Origin of the sequence: Paenibacillus sp. IITD108 (assembly GCF_036541265.1) — a bacterium.
In the GTDB taxonomy this organism is placed as follows: Bacteria; Bacillota; Bacilli; order Paenibacillales; family Paenibacillaceae; genus Pristimantibacillus.
This window is the reverse complement of the sequence record NZ_JAZHCT010000015.1, coordinates 129,935-155,107: the sequence shown is the minus strand read 5'-3', so window position 1 is coordinate 155,107 and position 25,173 is coordinate 129,935. Positions and strand designations below refer to the sequence as shown.

Genomic DNA, 25,173 nt, shown 5'->3' with positions numbered 1-25,173 from the left:
GCTTTTCCCCCTATTTATTGCTCAATAACGGAACGTCTGTCACTTTGGCACCTCAAAACAGTAGCTTTAGGCGTAATAACGGATCGACTGACCAGCTAGCTAGGGGGAACTTATCACTTTATTGTGATGTAGATATCAAGGAACGATCACTTCGTCCTTTCTTGTTCATACAGATCGTGTTAAAATCAAAAAGGAAATCAAGGACACACGGCTCCGGCGTCTTGGACAAGGCGATTTACCGGTGAAATAGAGCTTGTTGAAAGTATAAATGGACGAGGGCGAGCAAGTGGAAGCTGACTAAGTACAACTAAGTACATTTTGTGCATCTAGACTCTCCTTTTTTAATGAATAAACGATTCTAAATGGATTACATGCATCTAGTTTTACTGAATTACTCTATATTTCGCAAATTGCGCCAAACGAGATGTAGTTTTTCCCCTTAGAATCACAAAAACGCCAAATTTCTTAAAACTAAGCACAAGAAATCAGACTGTTGAAAAGGCTCCGCAGCAGCTTAATTGTCCAGATAACAGACCAAAAGCAGTAAGCGGGAAGCCGTCGATTCGCTGTAGTAGTTAAATAACCCAGCAAAAGTCGTAATGCCATCTGTTTAGAATTGTAACGGAACTGTGGTGCGCTATAGGTGATCTTTTCCCCGTTTAGGTAGTGATTTTGAGTAAATAAGGTCTCTCAGTTCCATTAGATTTTAGAATAAGCTGATTTCCGTACAATAGCGCGTCTCAGGAGACTGTCGATTAATTGTGGATAGTTGCAACAAGCAATAGAAAGGGGTATCACTGCGATCAAGATTGGGATTCCGACCGCTGTTGTAGTCTAATTTTCATAAATAAATAACCCCTGTAAAGGAAAAAATTAGCCTACAAAGGCGGACGCTGCCGCTTCTCCATTCCCATTCTTGCTCTCCGTTTCCTCTTTCTCATTACTTATCAATAGTTGCCCACAATGTATCGACAGTCTCCTCAGTTCCGTTAGTGTTTTTCAACGTTTTTCAATGGCTTGAAGAAATGCACTTAGCTTCAGCTTGTAAGGCCTTATTCCACCAAAGTTAGCTTTAGCGCGTGAGTGCTCGTTTACACAAAAGTTAACCTAGGGCATGAGCGATTGTTACACAAATGTTAGCTTCAGCGCGTTAGTGCTCACCCGCAAACAGAGTTTGCCATTGTTGCAAAGTATTTGTTGCGGTTGCGGTTTAAAAAAGCCCAAGGAGCTTATCCTTGGGCCTTGCTTTCAATATTGTGTATAACTAGCTATTAACGAGCACCGCCGGACAATTGTTGTTCAGCCATTTGAACAAGCTTTCTTGTGATGTATCCACCGATATGGCCTGCATCACGAGTTGTAAGGTTACCATTGTAGCCGTCAGCTGAAAATTGGATGCCTTGCTCTTGAGCAGCTTCCATTTTCATTTGGTTAAGAGCTTGGGAAGCTTGTGGTACAACTAGTTGGTTGCTGCTGCGGTTATTATTGTTTGCCATTTTGGAATTACTCCCTTCGAGTTCTGCACTTTAGTGTGTGTTGCAAGCTTGCACTCCTATTATGTGCAACATTCGAAATAGTATTCGAATTATAGCATTTATTTTTTTCAAATTTTTTATCATTTTTTCTATGTAAAGGAGACTCCTTAAATGTCAAAGAAATTATCACTCCTATTCGCAGTAATAACAGTGTTATTTATGAGTTTAACTGCTATTTCGATCAGCTATAACGTCTGGTTTGTGCTTCTATTCGGCTTATTGTCGCTTTTCAGCTCAGGTGCTGGCTTTATTGTAAAAGCCCGTTTGCGCAGAAAGGCAGAACAAGCGAATAAACAAAACGGTCCGAGTAATTAGCTTGAAACAAACAATTGTTAATACTGCCCGCAGCTTAATGTTAATTTGAAATATCGCGCCTTCTGGCATGATAATTAGCACTGAAATTCGAATTCCAGTAAGACATATTATAATTGGATTCAAACAGCACGCTTGCTGACCACGATTTTTTAGAACTGTTTCTAACGGCGAAGTCATATAAAATTTCTCCATGCGTCCAGTTTCTGCGATATTTCAAGGCATCGATAGCCATTTGACGAAATGCCTTTACCTGGTGCGGCGTCATGCCTTGCTCCTTCTCGTCGTTTAGCTGGCCATCCTTGCAATTAATGGGATGATGCCTAATCCCGAATTTACCTACAGCATTATTTCTAACATGAATTAATACGGTACCGGCTACAGCATTTGTCAGTTCATTTTCCAATTGACGAAAAACAAAATCTACCTGTCTTGTCAATGATGAGTCCGTTTCTTTGTTCATTCTGCATCCTCCTCCAATTTCTCGACCTTAATCGACATAAAATTACTTTCGCCTTCATGGTAACACTTTCCAATTAAATCGACACCGAAATATTTATTAGTATTTTCCGAATCGTTATTTGCGCTTTTGTACCTATTTTTCCGTTTTCGTGTAGTTCATTAGACTTAAACAACAGGAATATATGACTGACAATTATAGACCTTTTTTTCCACTAATGTTATACTAGCCCTATATTAAAAAAAGGAGAGCATGATTATGAGTCAATGGTACTATTCGTTATCAGTTCGTAATAAACTCCTAGTTGCTACATACATAACATTGTTGTTCTTTGCCATACTTACCTCGGTTGCCATGTTAATTGCAGGTGCATCTATTTTGCCTGTCGTAATTGTAACCGCTATCACGGCAGTTGTATTGTTTCCAGCCGTGTCCTTTTTCGAAAAAACGATTACGGGCTCTTTTGACGAAATCTCCAATGCCGCTTACCGTATTTCCAAGGGCGACTTTACACAAAAAATCGAATCATCCTCCTTTGAAGCAGGCGGGCTTGTTAATTCCTTCAACAGCATGGTTGACAAGCTGCGCGACATTCTTACAGAAACGACGAATATTACAAGACACGTTGCAGAAACAAGCCGCAATATTTTTGATAAAAATATTAATATTAAAAGCGCCATGGAGCAGGTGGCAGCTTCTGCCAATGAGCTGGCTACAGGCGCCAATGAAATATCCGAAGATGTTACGGATATGAGCGAGTCGATTAATGCAATCGAAGAGAAGGTTGCCTCCTATGCCCAGGCGACTCATCAAATGAATGAACGATCAACCCAGACGATTAGTCTCGTCAACAGAGGCAGAGACGCGCTTGATGTGCAGTCTGACGGCATGCAGCGCAATTTAGAAGCAACGAATAAGGTGGCAAGCACGATCAAGGAGCTGGCAGACAGCGCAAGAGGAATTACCGCCATTACAAAAACGATTTCCGATATTGCGGAGCAGACTAATTTGCTGTCGCTTAACGCCTCTATCGAAGCAGCCCGCGCCGGTGAGCATGGGCGAGGCTTTGCCGTAGTAGCACAGGAAGTCCGCAAGCTCGCGGAAGAATCAACCGCTTCTACGAAGGAAGTATTCAACTTGGTGAAAAGCATTGACGAGGGCATTAAGCAGACGATTAACAGCATGAAGATCAATGAAGAGGTTGTCGCTATGCAGGCTGAACATATTCAACAATCTGAAGCTATCTTCACCGAAATTGTAAGCAGCGTACAATTTATTGCAGAGCAAATTCATGCCTTTGCACAAGAGAGCGACGCGATGCTGGACAGCGCCCGTCAAATATCCAATGCAATCCAGAATATTTCAGCGATTACACAGCAATCCGCTGCTGGCACCGAGCAGGTTTCCGCCTCCATGAATGAACAGATTAATTCCGTTCAGGCTGTCGTTCAGGAAACCGAGCAAATGCTTACAATGTCCACCCAACTGCAGCGCACCATTCAAGTATTCAAAATGAAATAAACTTATACAAGGATAAACGGCTCCGCCGTCCTTTAGACAGGCGCGTTTACCGCTGAAATATAGGAACATGTATAAAGTGAAAACTTATACTTTCCTATATTTAAAAAAAAAGACGAATTCTGGATCTTCTCAGAGTTCGTCTTTTTTATGCACAAACCGAATGAACCGATCAATTTTGGGCATGTTAAGGAATTAGTTGCACTATTTTACTAAAAGGCTAAAAGGATGAATATGATGCAAAAAATAAAACTTGTAAAATGGTTTAAGCTAACTGCAGCACTACTATTTTGCTGCCTCTTATTTTCATTCGGAACGATAACAGACGCACATGCCCTGCATAACACTCCTGTTTCAACGCAAGGCAAAAAGAAAATTCGTTCCTGGCGGGACATGGAAAGCGAATTTCCGGGGCACTACTATTTGCACGGCCCGAGAAACGAGATGAAGGTCGCCTTAAGCTTTGATGATGCTCCAGATCCACGATTTACCTCGCAAATATTAGATATTTTGGCGGAATGCGGAGTAAAAGCTACCTTTTTCGTTGTTGGTCATCGCGCAGAGAAAAACCCTGAACTTGTAGAAAGAATAAAACAGGAAGGCCATGAAATCGGCAACCATTCCTATAATCACAGTCAGTTTTCAAAACTGACATTGGATCAGTATCGCAATCAAATTTTAAAAACGAATCAAATCATAGAAAAAATCGTGGGCTATTCCCCACGATTTATTAGACCGCCATATGGCGAGCTGCTGCCTGAGCAACTAAGCTGGAGCTCCAAGGAAAACTTCGTAATTGTCAATTGGGATGTAGATTCCGAGGATTGGAAAAATGATCCGACGAGTGAACAGATCATGTCAAATATAAAAAAAACACTCCGTCCAGGCTCGATCATCCTTCAGCACGCTGGAGGCGGAACAGGACAAAGCCTGATGGGAACCATCGAGGCTTTGCCTGAGTTAATTCATACCCTTAAGCAAGACGGGTATCAAATCGTATTAATTTCGGAATTAATTAACCAGTCCGCTACTCGATAACATAAACCTTTAGCTGTTGAATGCCAAATGCTAACGCTTCGCTCCTTGAGTCTGGCACGAATACATCAATACGATTTCCTTTTATAGCTCCTCCCATATCACTGGCTACTGCGATCATTCCGCCTTTTGGCAGTCCTGCATATTTGTAGCCTGTAATATAGAGCTTGGTGCCTAAAGGGATTACTTTGGGATCTACTGCAACAGTTCCAACCTTCAGCTTATTGCCGAAGTAATCAACAGCGCCCCATTTTCCGTTTTCTGAGGCTGCGGCGGTGTAAGCAGTAGCCTGCATGCTAAGCTGCTTTTTAAAGTTATATGTTTTCCCGCTTGGTGTAGTAATTATGGATGTACTTTTTGACGCACTTGTTTTAGCAGCTGCAGGCTTGCTGCTTCCTACATTTGTTGTTTTCTTTTTGCTTTGCTTGACAGTAGTCGCCTTTGCTTTAGCTGCAGAGCTTGTAGTAACAGCTGCCTTTTTCTTTGTGGTTTCCTTAGCCTTATTGCTTTGCTGCTTGGACTGCGCAGCTTTTTTCTCTGCTGCAGCCTTGGCTGCTTTTGCCGCTTTTTCAGCTTTTGCTGCTTTTTCAGCAGCTTCCTTAGCCGCAATTGCTGCTTGTGCTTTCTGGGCAGCTTCTGCCTCATCAGCTTTCACATCTGTAACTGGCGCTGACAGCAGCTGGATCTTGCCGACGTCAGCCAACTTAGCGGTATTGCTGCTTTCTACAGCGGCAGCATGGTCCTTCAAGCTTTGAAGCATCGGATCCTCAGCAACCGCCGCTTGAATTCCTTCTACTTGCTGCAGTCCGGCAGCAGCTGTTTGCTGCTTGTCCGATTCATTATCCTGATCTAAAATTTCTGCAGCTTTTAGCGATAAGGATGCTGCGCTCATGGGCCACTTATGCACCATAGTCAGGTTCCAAAATGTATCCTCTTTCAATAGCGTATGGGCTGCGCTAGCCGTACCAGCCATTAACAGAATTGACATCAAGCTTACCATTAGAATTGCAGATAATTTCTTCAAAATAAAACCCCTTTACTTTTTTAAAATATAAGAGCCGCAAAACGGCTCTTATATTTCGCAGAAACGGTGTGTCAATTGCTTACGACAACGTTTCTTTTAACCGATAAACATTTGTACCCATTGGTTATTTACGTAACCAACGCCAATCTTAGTAAAATTAGCATTCAAAATATTGGCTCTATGTCCTGAGCTGTTCATCCAAGCATTCATAACCTCTTGTGCAGAACGCTGTCCAGCCGCAATGTTTTCTCCAGCATAGGAATACTTCACGCCAAAGGATCTCATCATATCAAATGGTGAACCATAAGTAGGTGAGGTATGGCTGAAATAATTATTTGCTGACATATCTCTTGCTTTTTCTGTAGCTACCTTCGTCAGCAGGCTATCAAGCGCAAGTGCGTTCAAACCAGCCTTAGCTCTCTCTTGGTTGACCAGCTGCAAAATTTGCTGCTGAACTGCAGAATAGCCAGGTGCTGTCGTTGCCGGCGGCGTTGTTGGATTTGTTGTCGCCGGTGGTGTTGTCGGTTTTTGTGTCGCTGGCGGCGGCGTCGGTTTTTGCGTTGCCGGTGGTGTTGTCGGTTTTTGTGTTGCCGGCGGTGTCGTCGGTTTTTGTGTTGCCGGTGGTGTTGTTGGCTTCGGTGTTGCAGGCGGTGCTGTTGGCTTTGTCACGTTTGGCCAATTCAATATCGGCTGCAGCAATTCCTCAAGCGATTTTAATTGTTGAAGGTCTATACCATATTTCTGTGCAATTACTTGAAAAACATCTAGCTGCACTTGATAGGCTTTAAACACAGTTTTTGTTTCTATTTTAGGTGCTGCGTGCAGCTTGGGTGCTACAAAACTTGTGCTTAAGTAAGCCGCTGCTAATGTTACAGCGATTGCTTTTCCTATTTTTTTCATTGCCACGCTATCATCTCCCATGTTCGTCTTCGTATTGTTTCTCCCGACTGAACCTATGGTAACATGCGATTTTTGCCGTTTCATGACACAATAATTACCAAAGACGCTAAAAACAGCTGCAAACCTGCGCCATTCCTTCATTATGAGATTATCCTCATCTCATTCTGATTTTTTCTCATTTTTATTAGAAAAGGCGGGTGCGCCGTTCCAATATGGGTTAGACAGCAAGTATCTGTACCCAAGGATAAACAGCTCCGCCGTCCTTTAGAAAGGCACGTTTACAGATGAATGATAAGAACAAGTTTATAGAAAAAACTTATAAATATAATAAAAAAACCGTAAAGCAGCTGCTATCAGCGAGCAGCATGCCTTACGGTTTCTTTATAAAATATTAGTTGATTTTTACAAATTGGCCTTTTGCTTGTGACTCAAACATAGCCAAAATAACATTTAAGGATTTGCGGCCTTCTTCTCCGCTAACTGCAGGTGTGGCGTCTGTTGCGATGCTGTCCACAAACGCATCGATGACTCCGCTTGATTCCTGCTTGTCATTAGTAGAAATAGCGCCTACCTTATACTTCTCCACGCTGCCGTTTCTTAGCTCAACGATAACCTGATCGTCAGGATGCGTGCCAATTTTCATAACGCCATTTTCACACCAAAGAATAGTCGTATTATCCTCGCCTTTGTAATAAGTCCAGCTGGCAACGAGTGTACCGATTGCGCCGCCTTTCATTCTTACCAAGCAAGAGCTGTTATCATCCACATCCGTATCCTGTTTGTCGATCGTGCCGATAAAAGCGGCTACTTCGGCTACTTCGTCATCAAGCATCCAGCGAATCAAATCGGACTTATGAACACCTAGGTCGCCCATTGCGCCCATAATCGCTTCATCCTTGCGGAAGAACCAGCTGCCCTTGCCATCAACGCTCCAGCCTTCCGGACCAGGATGCCCAAAGGAGGTGCGGAATGTCAACACTTTGCCCAATACGCCTGTTTGCAGCACTTGCTTTGCCTTTACATGCGGCGGCATAAAGCGCTGATTATGGCCTACCATCAGCTTTACATTATTGCTGCTGGCAGCTGCGATCATAGCAGCAGCTTCCTCATCAGAAACAGCCATCGGTTTCTCAACAAGCACATGAGCTCCTGAATTAGCTGCATCGATGCTGATTGGCGCATGCAAATAGTTTGGTGTACAAACGCTTACTGCATCCGGCTTAATTTCAGCCAGCATAGTCTGATGGTCAGAAAATGCTTTTGCCCCATGCTCGTCAGCAAATTGCTGAGCGCGCTCGATAATAGGATCTACAAATGCAACCAGCTCTACCTGATCATTTGCTGCATATTCAGGAATATGACGATACTTGGAAATTGAACCACAGCCAATTATGGCTACACGAATTTTACTCATTATAATTCTCCTTTGATATAGTTTGATTTCAACCATTCTATACTTTCAGCTACTGCCTCTAGAGGTGGATTTGCACAGACGTCTTGCTCAACAATGATCCATTGCACCGACGCTTCTGATGCCGCATTAATAATATCTTGAAGCGGCAATTCGCCTCTGCCAAGCTCTACTGTATCAATTTTGCCTTCATTATCTTTAAGGTAATCCTTCAAATGAAGCAGCGGCAAACGACCAGCATAGGTACGAATATAAGCAAGCGGGTCTTTGCCTGCAAACTGAACCCAGCCGATATCCATTTCAACCTTCAAATACTTTTCGTCTATTTTCTCGTACAAAGCATCGAATACAGCTTTTCCATCCAATTCAACCTGGAACTCAAAATCATGATTATGGTAAGCGAATTGAAGACCGGCAGCCTGTACACGCTCGCCAATCGTCTGAAATGCGGCAATATGCTCTTGCCATGCTGCAGCATCGCGTGCTTCTACAGGAAGCCACGGACAAATAACATATTGAGCGTCTATTGCTTTCAAATAAGCAATCTCTTCATCCAGTCGCTCCAAAAGTGAAGATAAAGAAACATGGCTGCCAATTGCCTTCAGATTTAATTCATCCAGCAATGCCTTTAGTGCCGCTGCCTCCATACCGCCATAGCCAGCAAATTCAACTCCTTCATAGCCCATAGCCGCTACCTTGCGTAAAACACCTTCGAAATCATCAGCCATGACATCGCGCAGTGTATACAATTGCAAGCCAATGCCCATTCGTTGTGTCATATGTCAGCACTCCCTTATTTGGTTTGATGTAAGCTTTATCATCTTCATGTCACTGCTATTATAATGGTCATTCCACCTGAAAAACAGCTATCTAATTAGCATTTTCTTATGCGATTTTGTCTTTTCTAATACTTTCTTATATTTTAAAAATACAAAATGGTCACAACTTTGTAACTTTATTATTATTGATTTTTAAGAATTAATTAATATTTGTGCGCTATTATACAAACATAGACATTGACTCGAAGGTCAAGGCAAATATGAATTGGATGGAGGACAAAATGATGAAAACCATGTTGTTATTTCAAAATAAAACTATACCGGTATATATGACAGATACAAATAAACAAGCATTGGACAAGCTGTCAGCCGTATTGCATCGCAAGCTGCAAACTGGAAAAAATGCATTAAAAACATGTATTGCATCACTCATTAGTGTAGAAATAGTCGGCAGTGAAGCAACTCTCCATTCCTTGTCAGAACGGGATACGCTAACCATTTCTCTATATTAATAAATAAGCCGTCAGCCACATGGAGTGAATACATTCATTCCATACAGCGGACGGCTTTTCTTTTTTAAAAATCAAGTTTGGCCAGAGCCTTTTTACGGTTTCCTATAATAAAGATCAGCGATCCGATCCAGCCGCATAGCGAGGCTATAAGTAAAATGGCTGAAATAGAAACGGATGTGGTGAGCGAAGCCCCAAGCAATGGGCCGATCGTTCCGCGAATGCCAAATACTAATAAATGAATGCCAAACACCATAGCTTCGCGGCCAGGCATAAATCGGAAGACAAAAGCTAAAATGCCAATATCCCATATAGAATCGCCGATCCCTTGAATAGCATGACCGATTACGACTGCACTGTAGCTGCCCCACAAGCTATAAAACATCGGCACTATCGCATAGGCGGCAATTCCAATTGCTAACGTATACTTGATGTGGATGCGGTCAATCATCCAGCCCACAATCCAATAACTGGCTAATAGCGCAGTAAAATAGGCGACACGAGCAAGGCCTATCTGAACATTAGAGAGCTGCATTACATCCACTTGAATAATTTGATATAAAGGTATGGACAGCATATTGCCAAAGCCAGAAAAGGTGGTCGCCAGCAAAAATATGGCGAGAACCCGATTGGTTGTGATCAGCTTCCACTGTTCTCGTAATGCAATAATAGCCGAACGCTTCGGCATTTGGGATGCTTCATTGGCTGGCCGTTCCTTGGGAAGCTTGATTGTATTGAACAAATTGATCGATACAGTTCCAGCAATAGCAGCTGCAATTAGCGGACCTGACGGACCAAACGCTTCGGACCAGCTGCCGACCATATATGCGATAGGAATCATAAGAATGCCCATCGCAACCCTGACGTATCCCATCAGCCTGCCACGTAAATCAGACGGATACATTCTCGAGATTAGCGCTGCATAAGCAGGAGCCTGGATGCCCATCAGCAGCTGAAACAATAACGCTACTGTCACATAAACTGACGGATACGCAAATATAGCCGGCAATATAAGCAGCATCCGGCCGACCATATTGGGAATAACGACATACGCTTTCGGACTTCTCGCTTTTTCAATCATGCTGGCCCAAATAGGGGAAAACAGCAATCCGATGGCAGGCGCTGCTGTTAACAATCCAACCTGAAAATTATTGGCTCCCTGCTGAATGGCAAAAGCTACGTAAAACTGATTCATCACCACATTAAATAAAGAAAAAATACATGCTCCGCCCAAATCTATACGGGCATTTCTCCACACGCGTCCTGACATCGTCATGCCAAACCGTACAACGTGATACGATGACTTCTTAGCTGCACGCTCCGCCATTATCCATAACCTGCCTCGCCAGTCTTTAGTTATTATGTTGATTGGATATTACTACACTCCTAACTTATTGTACAGCTAAAATATTTCGACATTTTCTACTTGAAATCTTTAGTAAATCATCCTTGCTTGAATACCCCCGTATATTAAAAAAAGCGGTCTCTATAAGCATAAATTTCCAACAAAAAAACTGCCCTCAATCTTAATGATCAAAGGCAGTTTTTGGACTTAAACTTATTGGCCTAACAATATTTTGGCATAAGGAGATTCAATTGGAATCATTATGACCGGATCATTTTTCAAAGTTACGATATAGCTTTCTAACGTACGGTACAAATTATAAAACTCAGGATCTTTCCCGTAAGCATCGTTGTAAATTTTCGCCGCTTCCCCTTCGCCAGAGGCAATAATTTTTTTAGCTTCAGCCTCAGCCTGAGCAATTAGCTCTTTTACCGTTCTGTCAGCTTTGGACGTAATTTTGCGGGATTCCTCATCCCCCTCTGACAAATAGCGTGCTGCCATCGACTGACGGTCAGAAATCATGCGGTTAAATACACTTTGCTTATTACCTTCAGGCAAATCCGTTCTTTTAATACGTACATCAACAACTTTAATCCCATAATCATCACGCATAAGAGCCGATGCAACATCATTCGTAATTTCATCATTAATATTACCGCGTTCCGTATTCTCACTAATAATACTATCGTAATTAATTTCAGAAAGCTTACGTCTAACGGCATTGTATACTGCCTCATCAATTCGTTTTACACCACCGCTAATCGTTTGCAGCTTTTGAATAAATTTGGCCGGATTTTCGATTCGCCATACGGTGTAATTATCAACGAATAGAATTTTTTTGTCCTTCGTTAATATTTGTGTAGGTACACTTTCATAGGTCATTTGATATTTCGGCAATGTCGTAACATTCTCAATAAATGGAATTTTCACATTCAAGCCTGGCGAGGTTACTGTACGTTTAGCTTCGCCAAATCGAAGAACAACCTTATATTCTCCTTCATTAACAATAAACAAAGAGCCTGAACCAATAATGATGAGCAAAATGACTGAAACAATTGCAATGATTGTTTTTTTATTCATTAGTTGCCACCTCCTGCATTACCTTGCGTATTGGCATCATTAGCTGATGGCGCTGTCTCAGTCTGCGGCTGGGCAGATGGCGGTACAGTCTGCTGTGTCGCTGAAGTGGTCCCGCGATCACGCAGCAGCTCATTAAGCGGCAAGTAATTGACCGTATCTGAGCCTGAATTTGTAATAAATATTTGTGCATTAGGCAGTATTTTTTCAAGCGTTTCTATAATAAGACGGCTTTGCGTAACATTTTTATTTTTGGAATATTCCTCATAAATAGCATTAAACTTGGCTACATCCCCCTGCGCATTAAGAATCCGCGATTTTTTCTCCGCTTCCGCGTTTTCAATGAGAGCTTGAGCTTCCCCGCGCGCTTTAGGAATACGATCATTTTCATAACGGGTTGCGTTATTAATCTTCGTATTTTTCTCTTCTCTGGCATTTGTAACGTTACGGAATGCTTCTTCAACCTCGCCGCCTGGCGGTTCAATATCCTGGAACTTGATATCAATAATTTGAATGCCTGTTTCGTACTTATCCTGCAAATCAATCAGTCTTTTGCGCACCTCGTCTTGAATGACGGTTTTACCATCAGTTATAGCAAAGTCCAGCTTTTGAGAACCAATGACCGACCGGACAGATGCACTTGCAGAATTACGTAAAAATTGCTCGTGATTGCTTATATTGAATAAATACTTTTCTAAATCATGAATTTTCCAAGTGACTACGGCATCCGCAAGAACAATATTCTCATCACCGGTAATCATCATGGCTTCTTCATCAATAGTGTCCATTTTCCCCTTGCTATCCTCTCGATAACCAATAGTAATATGCTGGGTTAATTCCGCAGGCACAATCTTCACTTGCTGAATCGGATAGGGCCATTTAAAATGCAAGCCTGCCCCTGTATCATGCGAATATGCTCCAAACGTAAGTATTGCCGCCCGCTCCTGCTCCTGCACCGTATAAAAAGATGAAGAACCCAAATAAATAACAATAATGGCAGCCACAATAAAAGAAATAGCTTTCTTGATCGTCCCCGGCTTTAATTCCGGCTTCTTCGCTTGATTGGAAGCATTCGGTGTCGGCGTATCTCCGCCTGGACCGTTTGGATGATTGAATATGCTCATTTCTCCCTCTCCCCTCTGTTGTTTTCTATGTTTAATTTACGCAGAAATAAGCTGAAAGTAACAGATATTTACGAACTGCAATCGTTTTTTTCAAAATAAACCGAAAAGCAATCGCAAAAAGCTTTATATTTCCTTAATAAATGACATTTTACTGCTTGCCAAACTGCATAAGACTATGTAGAATCAACAAAGGTTAATTAAAAGTTCATCATTCATAGAAGGAAGGGTTCTCATGAGAAGAACGATCGGAGTTAATGAAAGGCCGCCGTTTGCTCAAAGTATTATGCTAAGCCTGCAGCATCTTTTCGCCATGTTTGGTTCTACTGTACTAGTACCAAATCTGCTCGGCGTCGATCCTGCGATCTGCTTGCTAATGAACGGTATCGGCACATTGTTGTACCTATGGATATGCAGCGGCAAAATTCCAGCATATTTGGGCTCCAGCTTTGCATTTATTGCACCGGCCGGAGCGGTTATCGGCAATGAAGCATTTGGCGGCAACGGCTACTCCGCAGCGCTAGGCGGATTTATCGCAGTAGGTGTAATCTTCACGGTAGTTGCACTTATTATCAAGCGAGTCGGCATTAAATGGATTGACGTTGTATTCCCGCCAGCAGCTATGGGCGCTATCGTCGCTATCATTGGACTTGAGCTTATCCCGGTTGCAGCAGGTATGTCCGGCTGGATAGCCAAGCCTGGTGTCACATATGATACACCATGGGCGATGGACAGCAAGGTTATTATTTTATCGACAGCTACACTAGCTATTACCGTTCTCGGTTCCGTTTTGTTCCGCGGCTTTATGCGCATCATTCCGATTCTATTCGGTATTATTGCAGGCTATGTCATCGCATTCTTTATGAAAATGACTAATTTCACTAAAGTCGATGCTGCTGGCTGGGTAGAAGCCCCGACCTTCACATGGCCTGAATTTCACTGGTCAGCCATTATCGCCATCGCGCCGGTAGCTTTAGTTGTTATCGCTGAGCATATCGGCCACTTGATTGTAACGAGCAATATTGTCGAGAAGGATTTGCAAAAAGATCCTGGCTTGCATCGCTCTTTGCTTGGCAACGGTATTTCGACGATTATTTCCGGCTTTACCGGCTCAACGCCAAACACGACTTATGGCGAAAATATCGGCGTTCTTGCCATCACGAGAGTATACTCCACCTTCGTAATCGGCGGTGCGGCAATTATTGCCATCCTTCTTTCTTTCTCGGGCAAGATTTCGGCGCTTATCTCAGCAATTCCTGAGCCTGTCATGGGCGGCGTTTCCTTGCTATTGTTTGGAGTTATCGCAGCGTCAGGCTTGCGTATGCTGATCGAGTCCAAGGTTGACTATGGCAAACCGACTAATATGTTCCTTACAACTGTCGTATTTGCGACAGGGCTAAGCGGACTTGAAGTTGTAATCGGCGACTTGAAGCTAGTGGGCATGTCCTTGGCTACAATCGTAGGTATACTGCTAAGCTTACTGTTCAAGCTGTTTGATGTATGGAAAATATCCAATGATCATGAGAAAACGAACTAACGCACAAGGATAAACGGCTACGCCGTCCTTTGGACAGACGCGTTTACTCATGAAATATGAAATATTTTAACAAAAAACGGTACATCCTTGACCAAGGACGTACCGTTTTTCATTCATTGAATTTGGTTCAGATGAACGTTTAGTCTACTTTGCTTTTATAGCTTACTTCTTTTAATAGCTCGGTTAATGCGAATAAAGAATCGCCTTCCCCTTTCTGAATCCCTTCAGATGCTCTTGAGCCGCTATTTTTAATTTGAACTTCTTTCTTTTCATCCCTTGCGTCTTTGTAGAACCTATAGCCGTTTTTGCCATTGCTCTTCACTGTATACATAGCCTCATCTGCTATTTTCAACAGCTCCATCATATCCAGCTTATCATCCGGGTAAATAGCGATGCCTATACTAATTGTAACGGGATGCTGCTGGTCGATTTCCATTATAGATGCTTGCAAAGCTTCAATAATTTGTTCAGACAAGCTTGCAGCGGCATGCCAAATATCGTCGTGCTCCAGCACGATGACAAATTCATCCCCGCCCAGCCTTGCCAGTTCGGCCCTATAATTTACCGCAGCTTCAAGCAGCTGCTTGCTTATATGCTGCAAGCACCGATCCCCTATAAAATGCCCTACCGAGTCATTGATCAGCTTAAATCCATCGAGATCCATTAACAATACAGCCATTGACGTATTAGTGGCACGGCTTCTTGCCATCGCTTGCCCCATAACTTCATAGAAATGCCTTCGATTTGACAAGCCTGTAAGCTCATCTTTGTAGGCAAGCTGCTTCATCTCTTGAATGTATTGATGCTCCTCTGTAATGTCGCGAATTACAAAATGGCTGCCGCTAATTTGCTCCTCCAATAAAAAAGGCACACACTTAATTTGCACATATGCCTCTCTACCGTCATCATAAATAACCGTTGCTTCAAAAGAAGCATCTTCTCCACAATACGCTCTCATAAAATAATCGCGCAGCAAATCCTGTTCTTTACGATGAACAGCCGTCACAATCGACTCAACAGGCCGATTCTTGTAATGATCCAACTCCAAACCGAGCAAACGACTAGCCGATTGATTCGTTCTGATGATTCTAAAGTTATGATCTACGGATATGATTGCATCCCCATGATTTTCGTACAATGAGCTGTACCATTTCGTTTTCATATTCGCTTCCTTCGCTTTTCGGCCGAAGTGCTTGTCAACTGTTTGAACAAAAAGATACCACCCTGCTACGATAACGATCCCAGCAGCAATGGCATATGCCAACCAAACCATTCGTAAACTCACCTCATTTTAAATCTATCTTTATTATAAGGATGCGTTTTGAAAAATTTTTGAAATTTATAAAAGTTGAGTCTACGTATGTAGAGAAATCATTTAAATAATAATCGTTTGGAAACTCTAACGAATCCTAGTAGCGTTATTACGCCGAAAAAGCTTGTTTTGAAAATGTAACGAATCCTAGCATGCTTATTGGCTGTAAAACGCTGCCCAAATGAGCATTTGTTCACAGATAGCGCATCCACGATTCGTAAGAATTTCAAAAGATACCTTTTATACGAAATAGTATCTTGAGGATTCGTTACAAAATGGACAGCCTCTCGAGCCCGACACTTTTGGCCTGTTATCTAGACTATTAAGCAACTGCGGAGCTTTTTCAACAGCCTGTAATTATAGACTTATTCCGAAATCTTTTTTATTATGTACATTTGTCCATTTTGGCAAAAAAACAGCCCGGCCATCCCATGCTGAATTTACAAGTGATGTCGGGCATATCTATATGTAATTTACATCAGCTTAAGCTAACGGCGCTTTAGCAGAGAATCATGATTTGCACTGCCTGCTGATTGCTCTTGATGATTCAATTTTAGCGCTATAACCATATCCATCAGACTATCTCTATTAATAAGCCTAACCTGCTTCGAATCCGCCAGCGCGTAGGCTGCTGAAGAAAAATCTCGATTTGTAACAAGCCAAGCAGATGATGCGTTGCTGAGAGCCTTCAGCTCTACAACTTGCTGTACAGCCTGAATTCCCAAATGTCGCTTATCATTTTTGGCAAAAACAATCGTCTGTTCCATGCCTTTAGTAATTAAAAGCTCTATCCCATTGCATTTTCCCGGCTTTTTAATCTCGACCGCATAACCGTGACCTTTAAATAAATGAAGCAAAAACAATTCAAATTGTTTTGTATCCATCTGGTCAATATCATGAATCCCAGAATCAGCAACACGCTCTTCTCTTTGTTTCTTACGATTAGTTGTTGCTATTAGGTAAATAACTATAGCTAAAACCCCGATTGCCAGAGGTATTGTAATCGTTTTCATATAGAAATAAGCAGTCAGCATACAGCTTAGTATTAAAGAGCTGTAGAAAGCTGTTTTCATAATCCCTCTCTTAGTTGTTCGTCCCACTTATTCAACCCCTTTTTACACACCCTATTATAGACCAAAAGAACTACTATAAAGGATATTATAAAGGATTCTTCAACTAAATCCAATTGACAAACCAGTGTCTATGTAGCAAATGAAGTGAATGTAAGACCTACGAATCGGAACATTAGCATCGCTGTAAAAACAAAAAAAGCACTATCGATGCCAATGGCCATAGCGCTACATTAAATAAAGTGGATATTCTTGATCGCAGTTTGCTGCAGCTACATCTTAATTATAGCTTAGGTATAATAGTTTACAAGGCAAATAACTCGACAATAAATAATTTTTTGGGGATTAGAATTAAGCTGCTTAAGCTTATAGTACTATTTTAGATGGGCTATTGGGAGAAGTCATTTGAAGGTCGAAGAGAAGAATTGGATTTCACCGTAAAATAAGGCGTCATACATAGATTGCTCGTCGTACATATGACGCCTATGCAGCTGATTAAAAAGTTAATTATCTTTTTTTGAGGTTTGCTTATATAACTGGTGGGTAAGCACTGTGCTGCCCGTAACAAGAATACCTTGAATAATGCCATCAACCGTGTCTCCTGTTAAAAATATTGCCCCCGTTACGCCAACAACAAGCAGTATCCACGGAATCATCCAGTCTGAAATATGCGGCGTTTTCTTTAGAAATATGCCTATAATAAATAGTGCAGGCATTAAGATCAGTGCTTTTTCTGTAATAAACTGAAGAAAATCTTCCATATTATCACCTACCATCTTTATCCGACATTAGGGCATACCGCCTAAAGACTGGGCTCAATGCTGCTGCTCGGAGTGATATCGCGATGCCCTATAAAATTACAATATGCAAGCACAGCTGATTTGGCATAGGACAACTATTGATTTTTAGCCTCTGCGCGTCCTTTTCAGTGCTGCCTATTTAATATCCATACACCGATCACGCCCCTTGCCAAAGCCTTGTGTTCGCAGCGATATAGCAGTATTTCGCCAGCCTTCATAGGTCATGGTTGGTTCATTAATCAAACCACATAGATCGCAGCTGCCAAATTCCTGTACAAACCATGCAGGTGCTTCCATGCGTCCTGTCGCAGCTGCCAGCGCCTTTGCTTGAGCGTCAATTCGTGCAGTCTGATCGCGTATCTGGTTCCGTAGATCATCCATTACTTTTCTTTCCTCTGCCGTCATTGGTGACTTCATCCCTTCGCTTAAGTCTTTTCGAAATACATTCATATCGATTACCGGGCAAGCTTTCCAGCTATACTCCGGGTACTCAGAATGCCCTTTTACCACAGTCGCATTCGGCAGCTGCTCTTGCAGCAATCTTGTAAGCTCCAAGGTTGCTGCATACTGCTCAGGCGTTGGCAGCTGCGTTCTAAAGTCTCCAACCATACATATGCCTAAAGCATGCTTATTACTATTGCCTACATGATATCCGATAATAGTGTGATCCCAGCACTGATACACTGTGCCGTCACGCTGTATGACATACGTATACGCAATACCAGGCCAACCGTTTGTAGTTACATGATAATTTGCAAATGCTTCCGGCGTTCCGCTGACTGTTAAAGAATGATGGATTGCAATAGAACGAATATCGGAAAGCTTACGTGTGTTATATTTTTTGGTTTTGTGGACTGGAAGCCTGCCCCGAAGGTCAATGATCTTCATTAGGCTTTATCCTTCGCTCTAGTGATCGCTTCGCCTTTTGTTCAATTTCACTTTCTACCCAGCTCGTCACTTTCTCCAAAATACCAACTGGCAGCCATTCGCCCCATTCAGCCCTTATAGCGTTAGCTGTCATAGATTTGATCACGTGATAGAGCAATCCAAACGCTATTGCTCCAAAAATAATATCAGGAATGCCGAAAGCTTTATCTAGCAAATGACCGCCAGCCGGTAACAAAAGCATAAAAAAAGTACGGAAGATACCATCGATTCCGTACTTGCTTGTATAGCTTTTATCTTTATTTGCAGCACGTATGCCGCTGAGCCAATCCATCACAATAAAGAAAAGTAGCGCCATCATAACACCGTTCACAGCATCACCCGTTCCAAATAAGAATTGATATACTGGCAGTACCGCTGCTCCGATAGCGCCTAAGATAGTTTGTTCTTTCATGTTTGCCCCCTTAAGGAAAATTTTCCTGGCCAAAAAATAAGCCCCGCGCTATGCGGAGCCTAAAATGTTCTTGACTGCTGTTTTGTACTCGATTATTTTAATATCATCTAGTACCATAGGTTGGCCCGTAACTGGGTTAATCCCACCATTTCGGATACGATCAACAAGTATTTTAACGATTGTCTCATTAAGCACTAGATCACCCCACTAGATAACAATAGTTGATTTTCAAGATCAATAATTTGCTGTTGTTCTGGCGTTAGAATTACTTGTATTTCCTCTAAAATAGGTTGTCTGGTAACTACAGCAATGCTCACAATACGATGCGTACTATAATTGATAGAGCCGTAAGGCAAGTCGATAAAGTGCAGCTCCGTAATATCTTTACGTGGCAGCACATCGCCCTTCATTTCGCCTGTTTGGGAGACAATTTCCCCGTCTTGGTCGTACACAATTCTGTTTCCGACTTCCATGTTAATACCTCCTATACTTAGTAATATGATGCGTCAAAGGCAATCCAACGTGCTACTGTAGCTAAATTGTTAGCGTTATTAACACCGACATAAGTTGTTGCTGAAAACCCGTCATTATAAAACGTAGGACCAGTCGATGAAACTGAATAATTCCCTGCATTGTAAATAATCGTTCTGTAAGTACCTCCTGCAGAAACTGGAAATGCAGAATAAAAATAACCTTGTGTTTCATTGTACACAACTATCAATTTTGGTCTAAAATCTAGCCCTCTAATATCTATAACTGCCGCCACCTTGGCAGGAAAATTAACGGTTCCGCTTGCTACTTTAGCCCCCTCTTCCAATGTCCCAATTACACCAAATATATCTACGCCAGCTCGAATATTTTCAGCAATCCAATCCACATCATCCCACTGTACACTATTAGAGGCATCACCTGGCACATACCCAGGCTGCGGTCTAATGCGCAATGTTGTACCACTGCGGCTTATAGACTGCCCTGTAACATGTCCTGAACGATTTGGCATTGTGCCAACAATATCCCCTGCATCCACTGATGCTGTTTTACCAATTAACAGATCGGCGGCTGTTGCGTTTCCATTCCCCCCTTCACCCTGTAAGATAAAATTTGTGCCATCGTATACCAAAGACATTACAGCATTCATTTTAATAATGCCTGCTGTTAATGCAGCCCCACTTGCCCTCAATATCGACTTTGCCCCAAGACCGTTAACATTAATTGTCGCTGCACCTGTGTTAGCTACATGAAACTTAACAGTTATCCGTGTGCCGGCTACTAACGCTGAATATGCGGGTGAAAAAGAAGCAACATAAGCTACACTAGTGCCGGTTGTAGTAGTAAATGGCGGTGCATCAATCTCCGCTTTCCGCGCAACATCATCAGCAGCCACAGGGGCAGCAGCCTTAAACCTACCACTTGCATCACGCTTCACTAAAGTATTAGCCGTTGAAGCACTTGTAGCATTCTGCAGCAAGCTTTCGTTGCTTTTACCAGCAGCATGCAGTTCGCTAATTGCGCCAGACACGGTTTTAGCTTGCGTAGGAACATTGCCCATATTCCCCATTTCTTCCGCCAGCTTATCAAGCTCCTGCTTATCCGCAGCGCTCATAAATCCAGCTTCTGTTCTCGTTGCAGTTAGATGGGCATTCCCACGCGACCCTATATGGGCATCAAGCTGCGAGCCGGCTTCATTCACATCTTGACTAAGCTGATTTAAATCCTCCGGCTTTACCACATCATGAATTGTCCAATCTGTTTTAGCCATTAATTAGCCTCCTTTACTAGAATCGTTTGCAGCAGCATCGTATCCGATGTAACTGGAACGTCTACGACATTGCTAGTAATTACTTCATTGGCTGCGTCTTTCATCTCAATTAATGAGATATGTGATACTTCATTAGCCATTACAAAATAGTTCAGAACAACGGTATTCTCATTAACCTGTTTGACTTCAAAGCTCGTAATTTCGTGGCTTCCATTCAGCACTACTTTTGAAATTTGCTGCTCTACATATTCAGCAACCTTGTTAATAAATTGGGCGTGAATCATATGATAGGCACCTCCTGACCAACGCTGGCAAATGCTTTCTCCCCAAGCTTCCAGGAACTATCCAGCTTATAATTCCAGATAACTGGTCGTCTGGAAATCGATTCTTTTAATCTCAGTCCATTGCTGACTGCTGTATTTTGCCGATAGACCATGTTTGCAGGCTTTACTTTGTTGATGGTGTAAATAACCTCGCGAAACACGCTGGCGTTTTCGATTTCTACTGTAACGGTCAAAACGAAGTTTTGGTTATCTATAGAAACGACTGTCAGCCCATCGCCGACTAGTGCATCCAGCAGCTGCTGCAAATAGCGTACTGTAAATGGCGGCTTTGTCTGAAAGCGATTGACGATGCGCCTTCTGCGAAACTCTATCGTTTCTGTTCCAGGATCCGCCTGGATGTTAAGCAGCCTCTCCACTCTAGCAATCGTAGGGAGATCAGCAGTCATCACAAATTGATTATTCAGCAGTTTGCTTGAAGCCTCTTTAACAAGAATTAGCTCAACAGATTCTGTGCTTGCAAGCTGCTTAAAATCATCTATTTGCTCATAAAAGTCCGGCAAATGAATGAGTATGCGATCACTCATTTAGCGTCACCACCCCGAGCAATGGAACACTGCTCTCATTTAGCGTCAAGTTAACTGCATTGCCGTTGATTTTAGTACCGTACACATCCTCAACGCCTTGCACAGTCAATAATCGAGCATCCATTTGAGCTAACCGAACAGTCAAGCTATTCTGATTTGCCCAATCCTGTCTAAGCTCTAGTAAATAGTCACGAAGTACGGTTTCAGCATCGGCTCGAATCATACCTAGCGTGTAATCACTAGCCAAGGTTAAGGAAGTTTCCACATTTACTGTAATACTAGAAACACCATCAACTGTCACTTGATGGCCAATCGGCGCCAGCCCCATTCCTTTGCCGTGATTACTCTCAGGATCGATCGCGCTTTGAATCGTATCGATTAAAGTAGAGGAAGGGATTTCCCAATCGGAGCTGATTACGGTGCATTTGACAGTACCCCCGCCATTCCAAACCGGGAATATTTTCACTGCCCCTACTCCAGGCATTGCATGTATTAATTGCTTATATTCTGCCACATTACCACCGAAGGATGGCTCATTAACAATTTCGTAAAAACGGCTGCGAAGGCTGCTGTCCGTTTCTTCCTCCTCGCCAGCAACCAGTACGTCAGCCAGCTCTGCTTTGACCAGGCCGGCCACATAATCAATAGGAATTAACGTGCCAAAATGTGCATTGCCGATCGTGCCGGCCGACTCGCAAACTAACATGTAAACCCCAGCACCGATCCGTTCTTTAACTGCATAAGTTAAACCTTCAATAGCAAAGCGGCTTCCTAAAGGAACTTGAATTGGAGCATCCGCAGCCCCGAGAAAGATTCCTTTTCGCCTTGCAGCTGCAGCAGGCGCTCTGTGCACGCCGAATTCGGCTGTTTTGCGTCCCAAATATTCACCGCTAGCTGTATCCACAAATGACAGGCTATAGTTAATATCCAGCTCAATATATAATTGGGCCAGCTCCGCTGCGGCTGGAGCACAAGCATCATAAATAACCGAGCCTTCACGCTTGTCGATTGAATCCGGCACCCGCTCCAGCATTCTTGCTAAAATAGCATCATAGGTTTGCATTTCATACATCTCTGTTCACCTCCACTTCAAAGCTTCCATAATCAGTTACAACTATACAGCGAATAAGCAAGCTGTTTCCTTCTGCAGACACTTCTGCTTCCTCAACGGACACGATCCGATCGTCCTGCAGCAATGCTTCGCGAATCATTCGATTTACTTCGCTTTCCATTACAGCCGGACTTCCGCCAAGCAGCTGTTTCAGCTCATGGCCATAATCAAAGCTGTAAATGTCATGTCCGTAACGATCCGTCTGCAAAATTTTAAAAACTGCCTGTTTAACCGCCTCAAGGGCATCTATTTTGCCTACAATCCGCCCTTTATCCAAATCAAGCCTCCAGGTAAGTGATGGCATCACTTCCTGCCTGTCTGACTCTTCCATTGGACTATGACTTGGAATCATGTCGCCACCACCCGATCCAAAATAATAAACTGCTGTCCTCCCTGCGCACGAATCATGATCACTTGATCACCCTTTTCGAGACCTCTGCGCACCAATACTGTTCCGCTTAGTCCTGGAATCGTTATTTCAAGACGCCGCAGGGATTCCGGTACTACTAAAAAATCCGCTGGCAATGAAAATCGTTGATCGACCTTCACTTCCACCGGATTATTTTTCAATACTTCACCGTACACAATCGATACGGGATTTCCCGCTTCTACAGCTGCAATAGCCGCTTCCTTCACGACACTTAATAAATCAGCCATTATATCACCTTCAATTCCAGCGACATCGTATGATCGGCGCCTTCAAAACTGTGCGAGCATTCATTTACTAACAAGTTTTGATCCACCTGGTACTCCGGAATATGGATGCGTACCCGCATGCCTGCCCGTACTCGAATGTCGCCAAGAGCTTCGATCTTCAAGCTCTTCTGCTCTCTATTCTTCAGCTTAGCCAGATTGTTCAACAGTTCTTCGATTTGAGCGGGATTCATTTTTTCATCGATACTTTCGTAATGCTGAAGCAAACCCCAACGCATAATATTAATGCTGTCTTCCGCGATATAAACCTCGCGCTTGCCCGTTTCTTTGTTATCCTTATACAGCTTTATTTTGTTATATGTGTCATCATCTATCGAGCTGCTAACCGAGTAATCATACATGAGGCTGCCTTCGCCGACAATAATATCTGTTACCTGCTCATCTACATCACGCAAGCACAATTGCCCAAAGTCGTCGTATAAGCAATAATCTTTCCCGGTATTCGAAAATGTCAGCGTAATGGCTTTATCGATAATATCGAGCAGCTTTTGACCATCCTCCACCATAGCCGGGATCTGATACTTCGTATCCGCGATTTTGCCAAGCTTTAAGTTAAAATCATTCGCAATGCGCTTTACGATATCAGCGGCTGTCGTATTTTTAAATACATAAGTGTCCGTATTCATCAAATACCGGATTTGATCATAGGCCGTAAGGGACACGATTTCATCGCGTCCTCCGCTAATGCTGAAAATGTATCCGTAGAAAAGGTTAACACCATCTTTGCGCACCCTGATAACATCACCATTCTCATACTTGAACCGAGAGGATTGATATAATGCTTTTTTTATAAAGGTCAGGGTCAAAGTACCCGCTTTTCCGATATGCGCTGTTTTCAGGGACAGGCTCGTAACCAGCTCGCTAATATCCCATTCTTTACCGTCACGATTGTTCAGCTTAATTTCAATCATGGCAGCTTCAGCACCTTTCCAACAGGCAGCTTCGTAATCTCCGCATCTTGAATACTGTTCAGCTTCTGTATTTCCTTCCAGCGCGCTCCGTCACCGAGCTGTGTTTTGGCAATCTTCCACAACGTATCCCCAGCAATCATCTTATACGTTTTAGGCTGCACCTTGTCGGTCGGTCGTGGAGGAACAGCTTTGTTTGGAGCAGCTTTGCCTACAGATTTCAACTTTTCAATTTTCCGGGCCGCATAGAATACAAACTTTTTAAGTGTAATTGAGTATTCAATGTCGCCGCCGCTGCCGGCTACTTCCTTCCATTGAAAGCTTTCAATACTCACTGGCGTATTAATGTAATACGTGTCCGAGACAAAAATAAAGCGGATCGGCCTTTTCGTAGCCATCCACCTTTCGATTGCTTTAACATATTCAACTGGCTTCAGCAGCTGTCCTTCCGCTAAATTCACCTTATCCTCGCTATTTTCACCTTCAACTACTTTTGGGAGGTCGTTGAAACCAGTAACGAATGAATATTCCACAGCTGGAAAAATACTGCTAAAGCTATATTCCGTCAGCTCGCGATCCTTAATTACATTAACCTGCCCCAAGCCCATCACATCATAGGTTGAGCCATTGCCTGTCTCGCTAATCTCCATCGACTGGGGATTAACGGGCAATATAATCGCTTCAGCCTTATTATTAAAGCTTAACTCCACTGCATATACCCGCATAACT

Annotated in this window: 28 protein-coding genes; 5 read left to right on the top strand and 23 right to left on the bottom strand. The window is 42.8% G+C overall.

Features of this window, described 5'->3' with window-relative positions; genetic code table 11:
* Positions 1-1,271 precede the first annotated feature (1,271 nt).
* Positions 1,272-1,496, bottom strand: coding sequence for an alpha/beta-type small acid-soluble spore protein (locus tag V1L65_RS15080; RefSeq protein WP_331700013.1), 225 nt, complete (start codon positions 1,494-1,496; stop codon positions 1,272-1,274).
* A 150-nt stretch (positions 1,497-1,646) separates the two neighbouring features.
* Here V1L65_RS15080 and V1L65_RS15075 point away from each other — a divergent pair, with 150 nt between their 5' ends.
* Entirely contained in the window at positions 1,647-1,850 is a 204-nt protein-coding gene (locus V1L65_RS15075; protein ID WP_331700012.1) for a hypothetical protein, read from the top strand.
* A 40-nt stretch (positions 1,851-1,890) separates the two neighbouring features.
* On the opposite strand, the gene V1L65_RS15070 is transcribed toward V1L65_RS15075, so the two are convergent.
* Complete coding sequence (locus V1L65_RS15070; RefSeq protein WP_331700011.1) at positions 1,891-2,310, bottom strand: O-methyltransferase; 420 nt, start codon at positions 2,308-2,310, stop codon at positions 1,891-1,893.
* Between the two features lie 255 nt (positions 2,311-2,565).
* Between V1L65_RS15070 and V1L65_RS15065 the strand changes: the two genes are divergently transcribed.
* Positions 2,566-3,828, top strand: a complete 1,263-nt coding sequence (locus V1L65_RS15065) for a methyl-accepting chemotaxis protein (protein WP_331700010.1) — start codon at positions 2,566-2,568, stop codon at positions 3,826-3,828.
* A gap of 390 nt (positions 3,829-4,218) precedes the next feature.
* A complete protein-coding gene (locus V1L65_RS15060; protein WP_331700009.1) occupies positions 4,219-4,863 on the top strand; it encodes a polysaccharide deacetylase family protein in 645 nt (214 codons plus the stop codon).
* On the opposite strand, the gene V1L65_RS15055 is transcribed toward V1L65_RS15060, so the two are convergent.
* The 4 genes from V1L65_RS15055 to V1L65_RS15040 all read right to left on the bottom strand — a co-directional run bounded on the left by V1L65_RS15055 (position 4,853) and on the right by V1L65_RS15040 (position 8,974).
* Positions 4,853-5,848, bottom strand: a complete 996-nt coding sequence (locus tag V1L65_RS15055; RefSeq protein WP_331700008.1) for a 3D domain-containing protein — start codon at positions 5,846-5,848, stop codon at positions 4,853-4,855. The two genes, V1L65_RS15060 and V1L65_RS15055, sit on opposite strands and share 11 nt — an antisense overlap.
* A gap of 132 nt (positions 5,849-5,980) precedes the next feature.
* Positions 5,981-6,868, bottom strand: coding sequence for a CAP domain-containing protein (locus V1L65_RS15050; RefSeq protein ID WP_331700007.1), 888 nt, complete (start codon positions 6,866-6,868; stop codon positions 5,981-5,983).
* A 307-nt stretch (positions 6,869-7,175) separates the two neighbouring features.
* A complete protein-coding gene (locus tag V1L65_RS15045; RefSeq protein WP_331700006.1) occupies positions 7,176-8,198 on the bottom strand; it encodes a Gfo/Idh/MocA family protein in 1,023 nt (340 codons plus the stop codon).
* Positions 8,198-8,974 carry a sugar phosphate isomerase/epimerase family protein gene (locus V1L65_RS15040; protein WP_331700005.1) on the bottom strand — a complete coding sequence of 259 codons (777 nt, stop codon included), beginning with the start codon at positions 8,972-8,974 and terminating at the stop codon, positions 8,198-8,200. The genes V1L65_RS15045 and V1L65_RS15040 overlap by 1 nt, the downstream gene beginning before the upstream one ends.
* Before the next feature lie 284 nt (positions 8,975-9,258).
* Here V1L65_RS15040 and V1L65_RS15035 point away from each other — a divergent pair, with 284 nt between their 5' ends.
* The gene (locus V1L65_RS15035; protein ID WP_331700017.1) at positions 9,259-9,486 is read left to right on the top strand and encodes a 3-dehydroquinate dehydratase; all 228 of its coding nucleotides are present in this window, start codon (positions 9,259-9,261) and stop codon (positions 9,484-9,486) included.
* A gap of 64 nt (positions 9,487-9,550) precedes the next feature.
* Here V1L65_RS15035 and V1L65_RS15030 read toward each other — a convergent pair whose 3' ends face one another.
* From V1L65_RS15030 to hflK, 3 genes are all read right to left on the bottom strand, one after another.
* A complete protein-coding gene (locus V1L65_RS15030; protein WP_331700003.1) occupies positions 9,551-10,810 on the bottom strand; it encodes an MFS transporter in 1,260 nt (419 codons plus the stop codon).
* A gap of 231 nt (positions 10,811-11,041) precedes the next feature.
* Positions 11,042-11,908: a protease modulator HflC gene (hflC, locus tag V1L65_RS15025; RefSeq protein WP_331700001.1), complete on the bottom strand. Its 867-nt coding sequence runs from the start codon at positions 11,906-11,908 to the stop codon at positions 11,042-11,044.
* Positions 11,908-13,029 (bottom strand): FtsH protease activity modulator HflK, encoded by a 1,122-nt coding sequence (hflK, locus tag V1L65_RS15020; RefSeq protein ID WP_331700000.1) that lies wholly within the window; start codon positions 13,027-13,029, stop codon positions 11,908-11,910. Before hflK ends, hflC begins: the two co-directional genes overlap by 1 nt.
* A gap of 232 nt (positions 13,030-13,261) precedes the next feature.
* On the opposite strand from hflK, the gene uraA reads away from it, so the two are divergent.
* Complete coding sequence (gene uraA, locus V1L65_RS15015; RefSeq protein WP_331699999.1) at positions 13,262-14,563, top strand: uracil permease; 1,302 nt, start codon at positions 13,262-13,264, stop codon at positions 14,561-14,563.
* A gap of 139 nt (positions 14,564-14,702) precedes the next feature.
* Here the strand turns inward: uraA and V1L65_RS15010 are convergent, their stop codons facing one another.
* The 14 genes from V1L65_RS15010 to V1L65_RS14945 all read right to left on the bottom strand — a co-directional run bounded on the left by V1L65_RS15010 (position 14,703) and on the right by V1L65_RS14945 (position 25,169).
* Complete coding sequence (locus V1L65_RS15010) at positions 14,703-15,836, bottom strand: GGDEF domain-containing protein (RefSeq protein WP_331699998.1); 1,134 nt, start codon at positions 15,834-15,836, stop codon at positions 14,703-14,705.
* A 527-nt stretch (positions 15,837-16,363) separates the two neighbouring features.
* Positions 16,364-16,975, bottom strand: a complete 612-nt coding sequence (locus V1L65_RS15005) for a restriction endonuclease (protein ID WP_331699997.1) — start codon at positions 16,973-16,975, stop codon at positions 16,364-16,366.
* Between the two features lie 473 nt (positions 16,976-17,448).
* Complete coding sequence (locus V1L65_RS15000) at positions 17,449-17,706, bottom strand: phage holin family protein (protein ID WP_331699996.1); 258 nt, start codon at positions 17,704-17,706, stop codon at positions 17,449-17,451.
* A gap of 174 nt (positions 17,707-17,880) precedes the next feature.
* Complete coding sequence (locus V1L65_RS14995; RefSeq protein WP_331699995.1) at positions 17,881-18,633, bottom strand: peptidoglycan recognition protein family protein; 753 nt, start codon at positions 18,631-18,633, stop codon at positions 17,881-17,883.
* Entirely contained in the window at positions 18,620-19,084 is a 465-nt protein-coding gene (locus tag V1L65_RS14990; protein ID WP_331699994.1) for a phage holin family protein, read from the bottom strand. Before V1L65_RS14990 ends, V1L65_RS14995 begins: the two co-directional genes overlap by 14 nt.
* Before the next feature lie 194 nt (positions 19,085-19,278).
* Positions 19,279-19,557: a hypothetical protein gene (locus V1L65_RS14985; protein WP_331699993.1), complete on the bottom strand. Its 279-nt coding sequence runs from the start codon at positions 19,555-19,557 to the stop codon at positions 19,279-19,281.
* A gap of 17 nt (positions 19,558-19,574) precedes the next feature.
* The gene (locus V1L65_RS14980) at positions 19,575-20,843 is read right to left on the bottom strand and encodes a hypothetical protein (RefSeq protein ID WP_331699992.1); all 1,269 of its coding nucleotides are present in this window, start codon (positions 20,841-20,843) and stop codon (positions 19,575-19,577) included.
* Complete coding sequence (locus tag V1L65_RS14975) at positions 20,843-21,127, bottom strand: ketopantoate hydroxymethyltransferase (protein WP_331699991.1); 285 nt, start codon at positions 21,125-21,127, stop codon at positions 20,843-20,845. Before V1L65_RS14975 ends, V1L65_RS14980 begins: the two co-directional genes overlap by 1 nt.
* Positions 21,124-21,711, bottom strand: coding sequence for a putative phage tail protein (locus tag V1L65_RS14970; protein ID WP_331699990.1), 588 nt, complete (start codon positions 21,709-21,711; stop codon positions 21,124-21,126). The genes V1L65_RS14975 and V1L65_RS14970 overlap by 4 nt, the downstream gene beginning before the upstream one ends.
* Positions 21,704-22,783 carry a baseplate J/gp47 family protein gene (locus V1L65_RS14965; protein ID WP_331699989.1) on the bottom strand — a complete coding sequence of 360 codons (1,080 nt, stop codon included), beginning with the start codon at positions 22,781-22,783 and terminating at the stop codon, positions 21,704-21,706. The genes V1L65_RS14970 and V1L65_RS14965 overlap by 8 nt, the downstream gene beginning before the upstream one ends.
* Positions 22,776-23,174 (bottom strand): DUF2634 domain-containing protein, encoded by a 399-nt coding sequence (locus V1L65_RS14960; RefSeq protein WP_331699988.1) that lies wholly within the window; start codon positions 23,172-23,174, stop codon positions 22,776-22,778. The genes V1L65_RS14965 and V1L65_RS14960 overlap by 8 nt, the downstream gene beginning before the upstream one ends.
* A complete protein-coding gene (locus V1L65_RS14955; protein ID WP_331699987.1) occupies positions 23,171-23,479 on the bottom strand; it encodes a DUF2577 domain-containing protein in 309 nt (102 codons plus the stop codon). The genes V1L65_RS14960 and V1L65_RS14955 overlap by 4 nt, the downstream gene beginning before the upstream one ends.
* On the bottom strand, positions 23,479-24,447 hold the full coding sequence (locus V1L65_RS14950) for an XkdQ/YqbQ family protein (RefSeq protein ID WP_331699986.1): 969 nt from the start codon (positions 24,445-24,447) through the stop codon (positions 23,479-23,481). The genes V1L65_RS14955 and V1L65_RS14950 overlap by 1 nt, the downstream gene beginning before the upstream one ends.
* Entirely contained in the window at positions 24,444-25,169 is a 726-nt protein-coding gene (locus V1L65_RS14945) for a LysM peptidoglycan-binding domain-containing protein (protein ID WP_331699985.1), read from the bottom strand. Before V1L65_RS14945 ends, V1L65_RS14950 begins: the two co-directional genes overlap by 4 nt.
* Positions 25,170-25,173 lie beyond the last annotated feature (4 nt).

What these genes read in the sequence shown, in the direction of transcription:
- V1L65_RS15080 (WP_331700013.1), bottom strand. Translation starts at nt 1,496, where the DNA reads ATGGCAAACAATAATAACCGCAGCAGCAACCAACTAGTTGTACCACAA.
- V1L65_RS15075 (WP_331700012.1), top strand. Translation starts at nt 1,647, where the DNA reads ATGTCAAAGAAATTATCACTCCTATTCGCAGTAATAACAGTGTTATTT.
- V1L65_RS15070 (WP_331700011.1), bottom strand. Translation starts at nt 2,310, where the DNA reads ATGAACAAAGAAACGGACTCATCATTGACAAGACAGGTAGATTTTGTT.
- V1L65_RS15065 (WP_331700010.1), top strand. Translation starts at nt 2,566, where the DNA reads ATGAGTCAATGGTACTATTCGTTATCAGTTCGTAATAAACTCCTAGTT.
- V1L65_RS15060 (WP_331700009.1), top strand. Translation starts at nt 4,219, where the DNA reads ATGGAAAGCGAATTTCCGGGGCACTACTATTTGCACGGCCCGAGAAAC.
- V1L65_RS15055 (WP_331700008.1), bottom strand. Translation starts at nt 5,848, where the DNA reads ATGTCAATTCTGTTAATGGCTGGTACGGCTAGCGCAGCCCATACGCTA.
- V1L65_RS15050 (WP_331700007.1), bottom strand. Translation starts at nt 6,868, where the DNA reads ATGAAACGGCAAAAATCGCATGTTACCATAGGTTCAGTCGGGAGAAAC.
- V1L65_RS15045 (WP_331700006.1), bottom strand. Translation starts at nt 8,198, where the DNA reads ATGAGTAAAATTCGTGTAGCCATAATTGGCTGTGGTTCAATTTCCAAG.
- V1L65_RS15040 (WP_331700005.1), bottom strand. Translation starts at nt 8,974, where the DNA reads ATGACACAACGAATGGGCATTGGCTTGCAATTGTATACACTGCGCGAT.
- V1L65_RS15035 (WP_331700017.1), top strand. Translation starts at nt 9,259, where the DNA reads ATGAAAACCATGTTGTTATTTCAAAATAAAACTATACCGGTATATATG.
- V1L65_RS15030 (WP_331700003.1), bottom strand. Translation starts at nt 10,810, where the DNA reads ATGGCGGAGCGTGCAGCTAAGAAGTCATCGTATCACGTTGTACGGTTT.
- hflC (WP_331700001.1), bottom strand. Translation starts at nt 11,908, where the DNA reads ATGAATAAAAAAACAATCATTGCAATTGTTTCAGTCATTTTGCTCATC.
- hflK (WP_331700000.1), bottom strand. Translation starts at nt 13,029, where the DNA reads ATGAGCATATTCAATCATCCAAACGGTCCAGGCGGAGATACGCCGACA.
- uraA (WP_331699999.1), top strand. Translation starts at nt 13,262, where the DNA reads ATGAGAAGAACGATCGGAGTTAATGAAAGGCCGCCGTTTGCTCAAAGT.
- V1L65_RS15010 (WP_331699998.1), bottom strand. Translation starts at nt 15,836, where the DNA reads ATGGTTTGGTTGGCATATGCCATTGCTGCTGGGATCGTTATCGTAGCA.
- V1L65_RS15000 (WP_331699996.1), bottom strand. Translation starts at nt 17,706, where the DNA reads ATGGAAGATTTTCTTCAGTTTATTACAGAAAAAGCACTGATCTTAATG.
- V1L65_RS14995 (WP_331699995.1), bottom strand. Translation starts at nt 18,633, where the DNA reads ATGAAGATCATTGACCTTCGGGGCAGGCTTCCAGTCCACAAAACCAAA.
- V1L65_RS14990 (WP_331699994.1), bottom strand. Translation starts at nt 19,084, where the DNA reads ATGAAAGAACAAACTATCTTAGGCGCTATCGGAGCAGCGGTACTGCCA.
- V1L65_RS14985 (WP_331699993.1), bottom strand. Translation starts at nt 19,557, where the DNA reads ATGGAAGTCGGAAACAGAATTGTGTACGACCAAGACGGGGAAATTGTC.
- V1L65_RS14980 (WP_331699992.1), bottom strand. Translation starts at nt 20,843, where the DNA reads ATGGCTAAAACAGATTGGACAATTCATGATGTGGTAAAGCCGGAGGAT.
- V1L65_RS14975 (WP_331699991.1), bottom strand. Translation starts at nt 21,127, where the DNA reads ATGATTCACGCCCAATTTATTAACAAGGTTGCTGAATATGTAGAGCAG.
- V1L65_RS14970 (WP_331699990.1), bottom strand. Translation starts at nt 21,711, where the DNA reads ATGAGTGATCGCATACTCATTCATTTGCCGGACTTTTATGAGCAAATA.
- V1L65_RS14965 (WP_331699989.1), bottom strand. Translation starts at nt 22,783, where the DNA reads ATGTATGAAATGCAAACCTATGATGCTATTTTAGCAAGAATGCTGGAG.
- V1L65_RS14960 (WP_331699988.1), bottom strand. Translation starts at nt 23,174, where the DNA reads ATGATTCCAAGTCATAGTCCAATGGAAGAGTCAGACAGGCAGGAAGTG.
- V1L65_RS14955 (WP_331699987.1), bottom strand. Translation starts at nt 23,479, where the DNA reads ATGGCTGATTTATTAAGTGTCGTGAAGGAAGCGGCTATTGCAGCTGTA.
- V1L65_RS14950 (WP_331699986.1), bottom strand. Translation starts at nt 24,447, where the DNA reads ATGATTGAAATTAAGCTGAACAATCGTGACGGTAAAGAATGGGATATT.
- V1L65_RS14945 (WP_331699985.1), bottom strand. Translation starts at nt 25,169, where the DNA reads ATGCGGGTATATGCAGTGGAGTTAAGCTTTAATAATAAGGCTGAAGCG.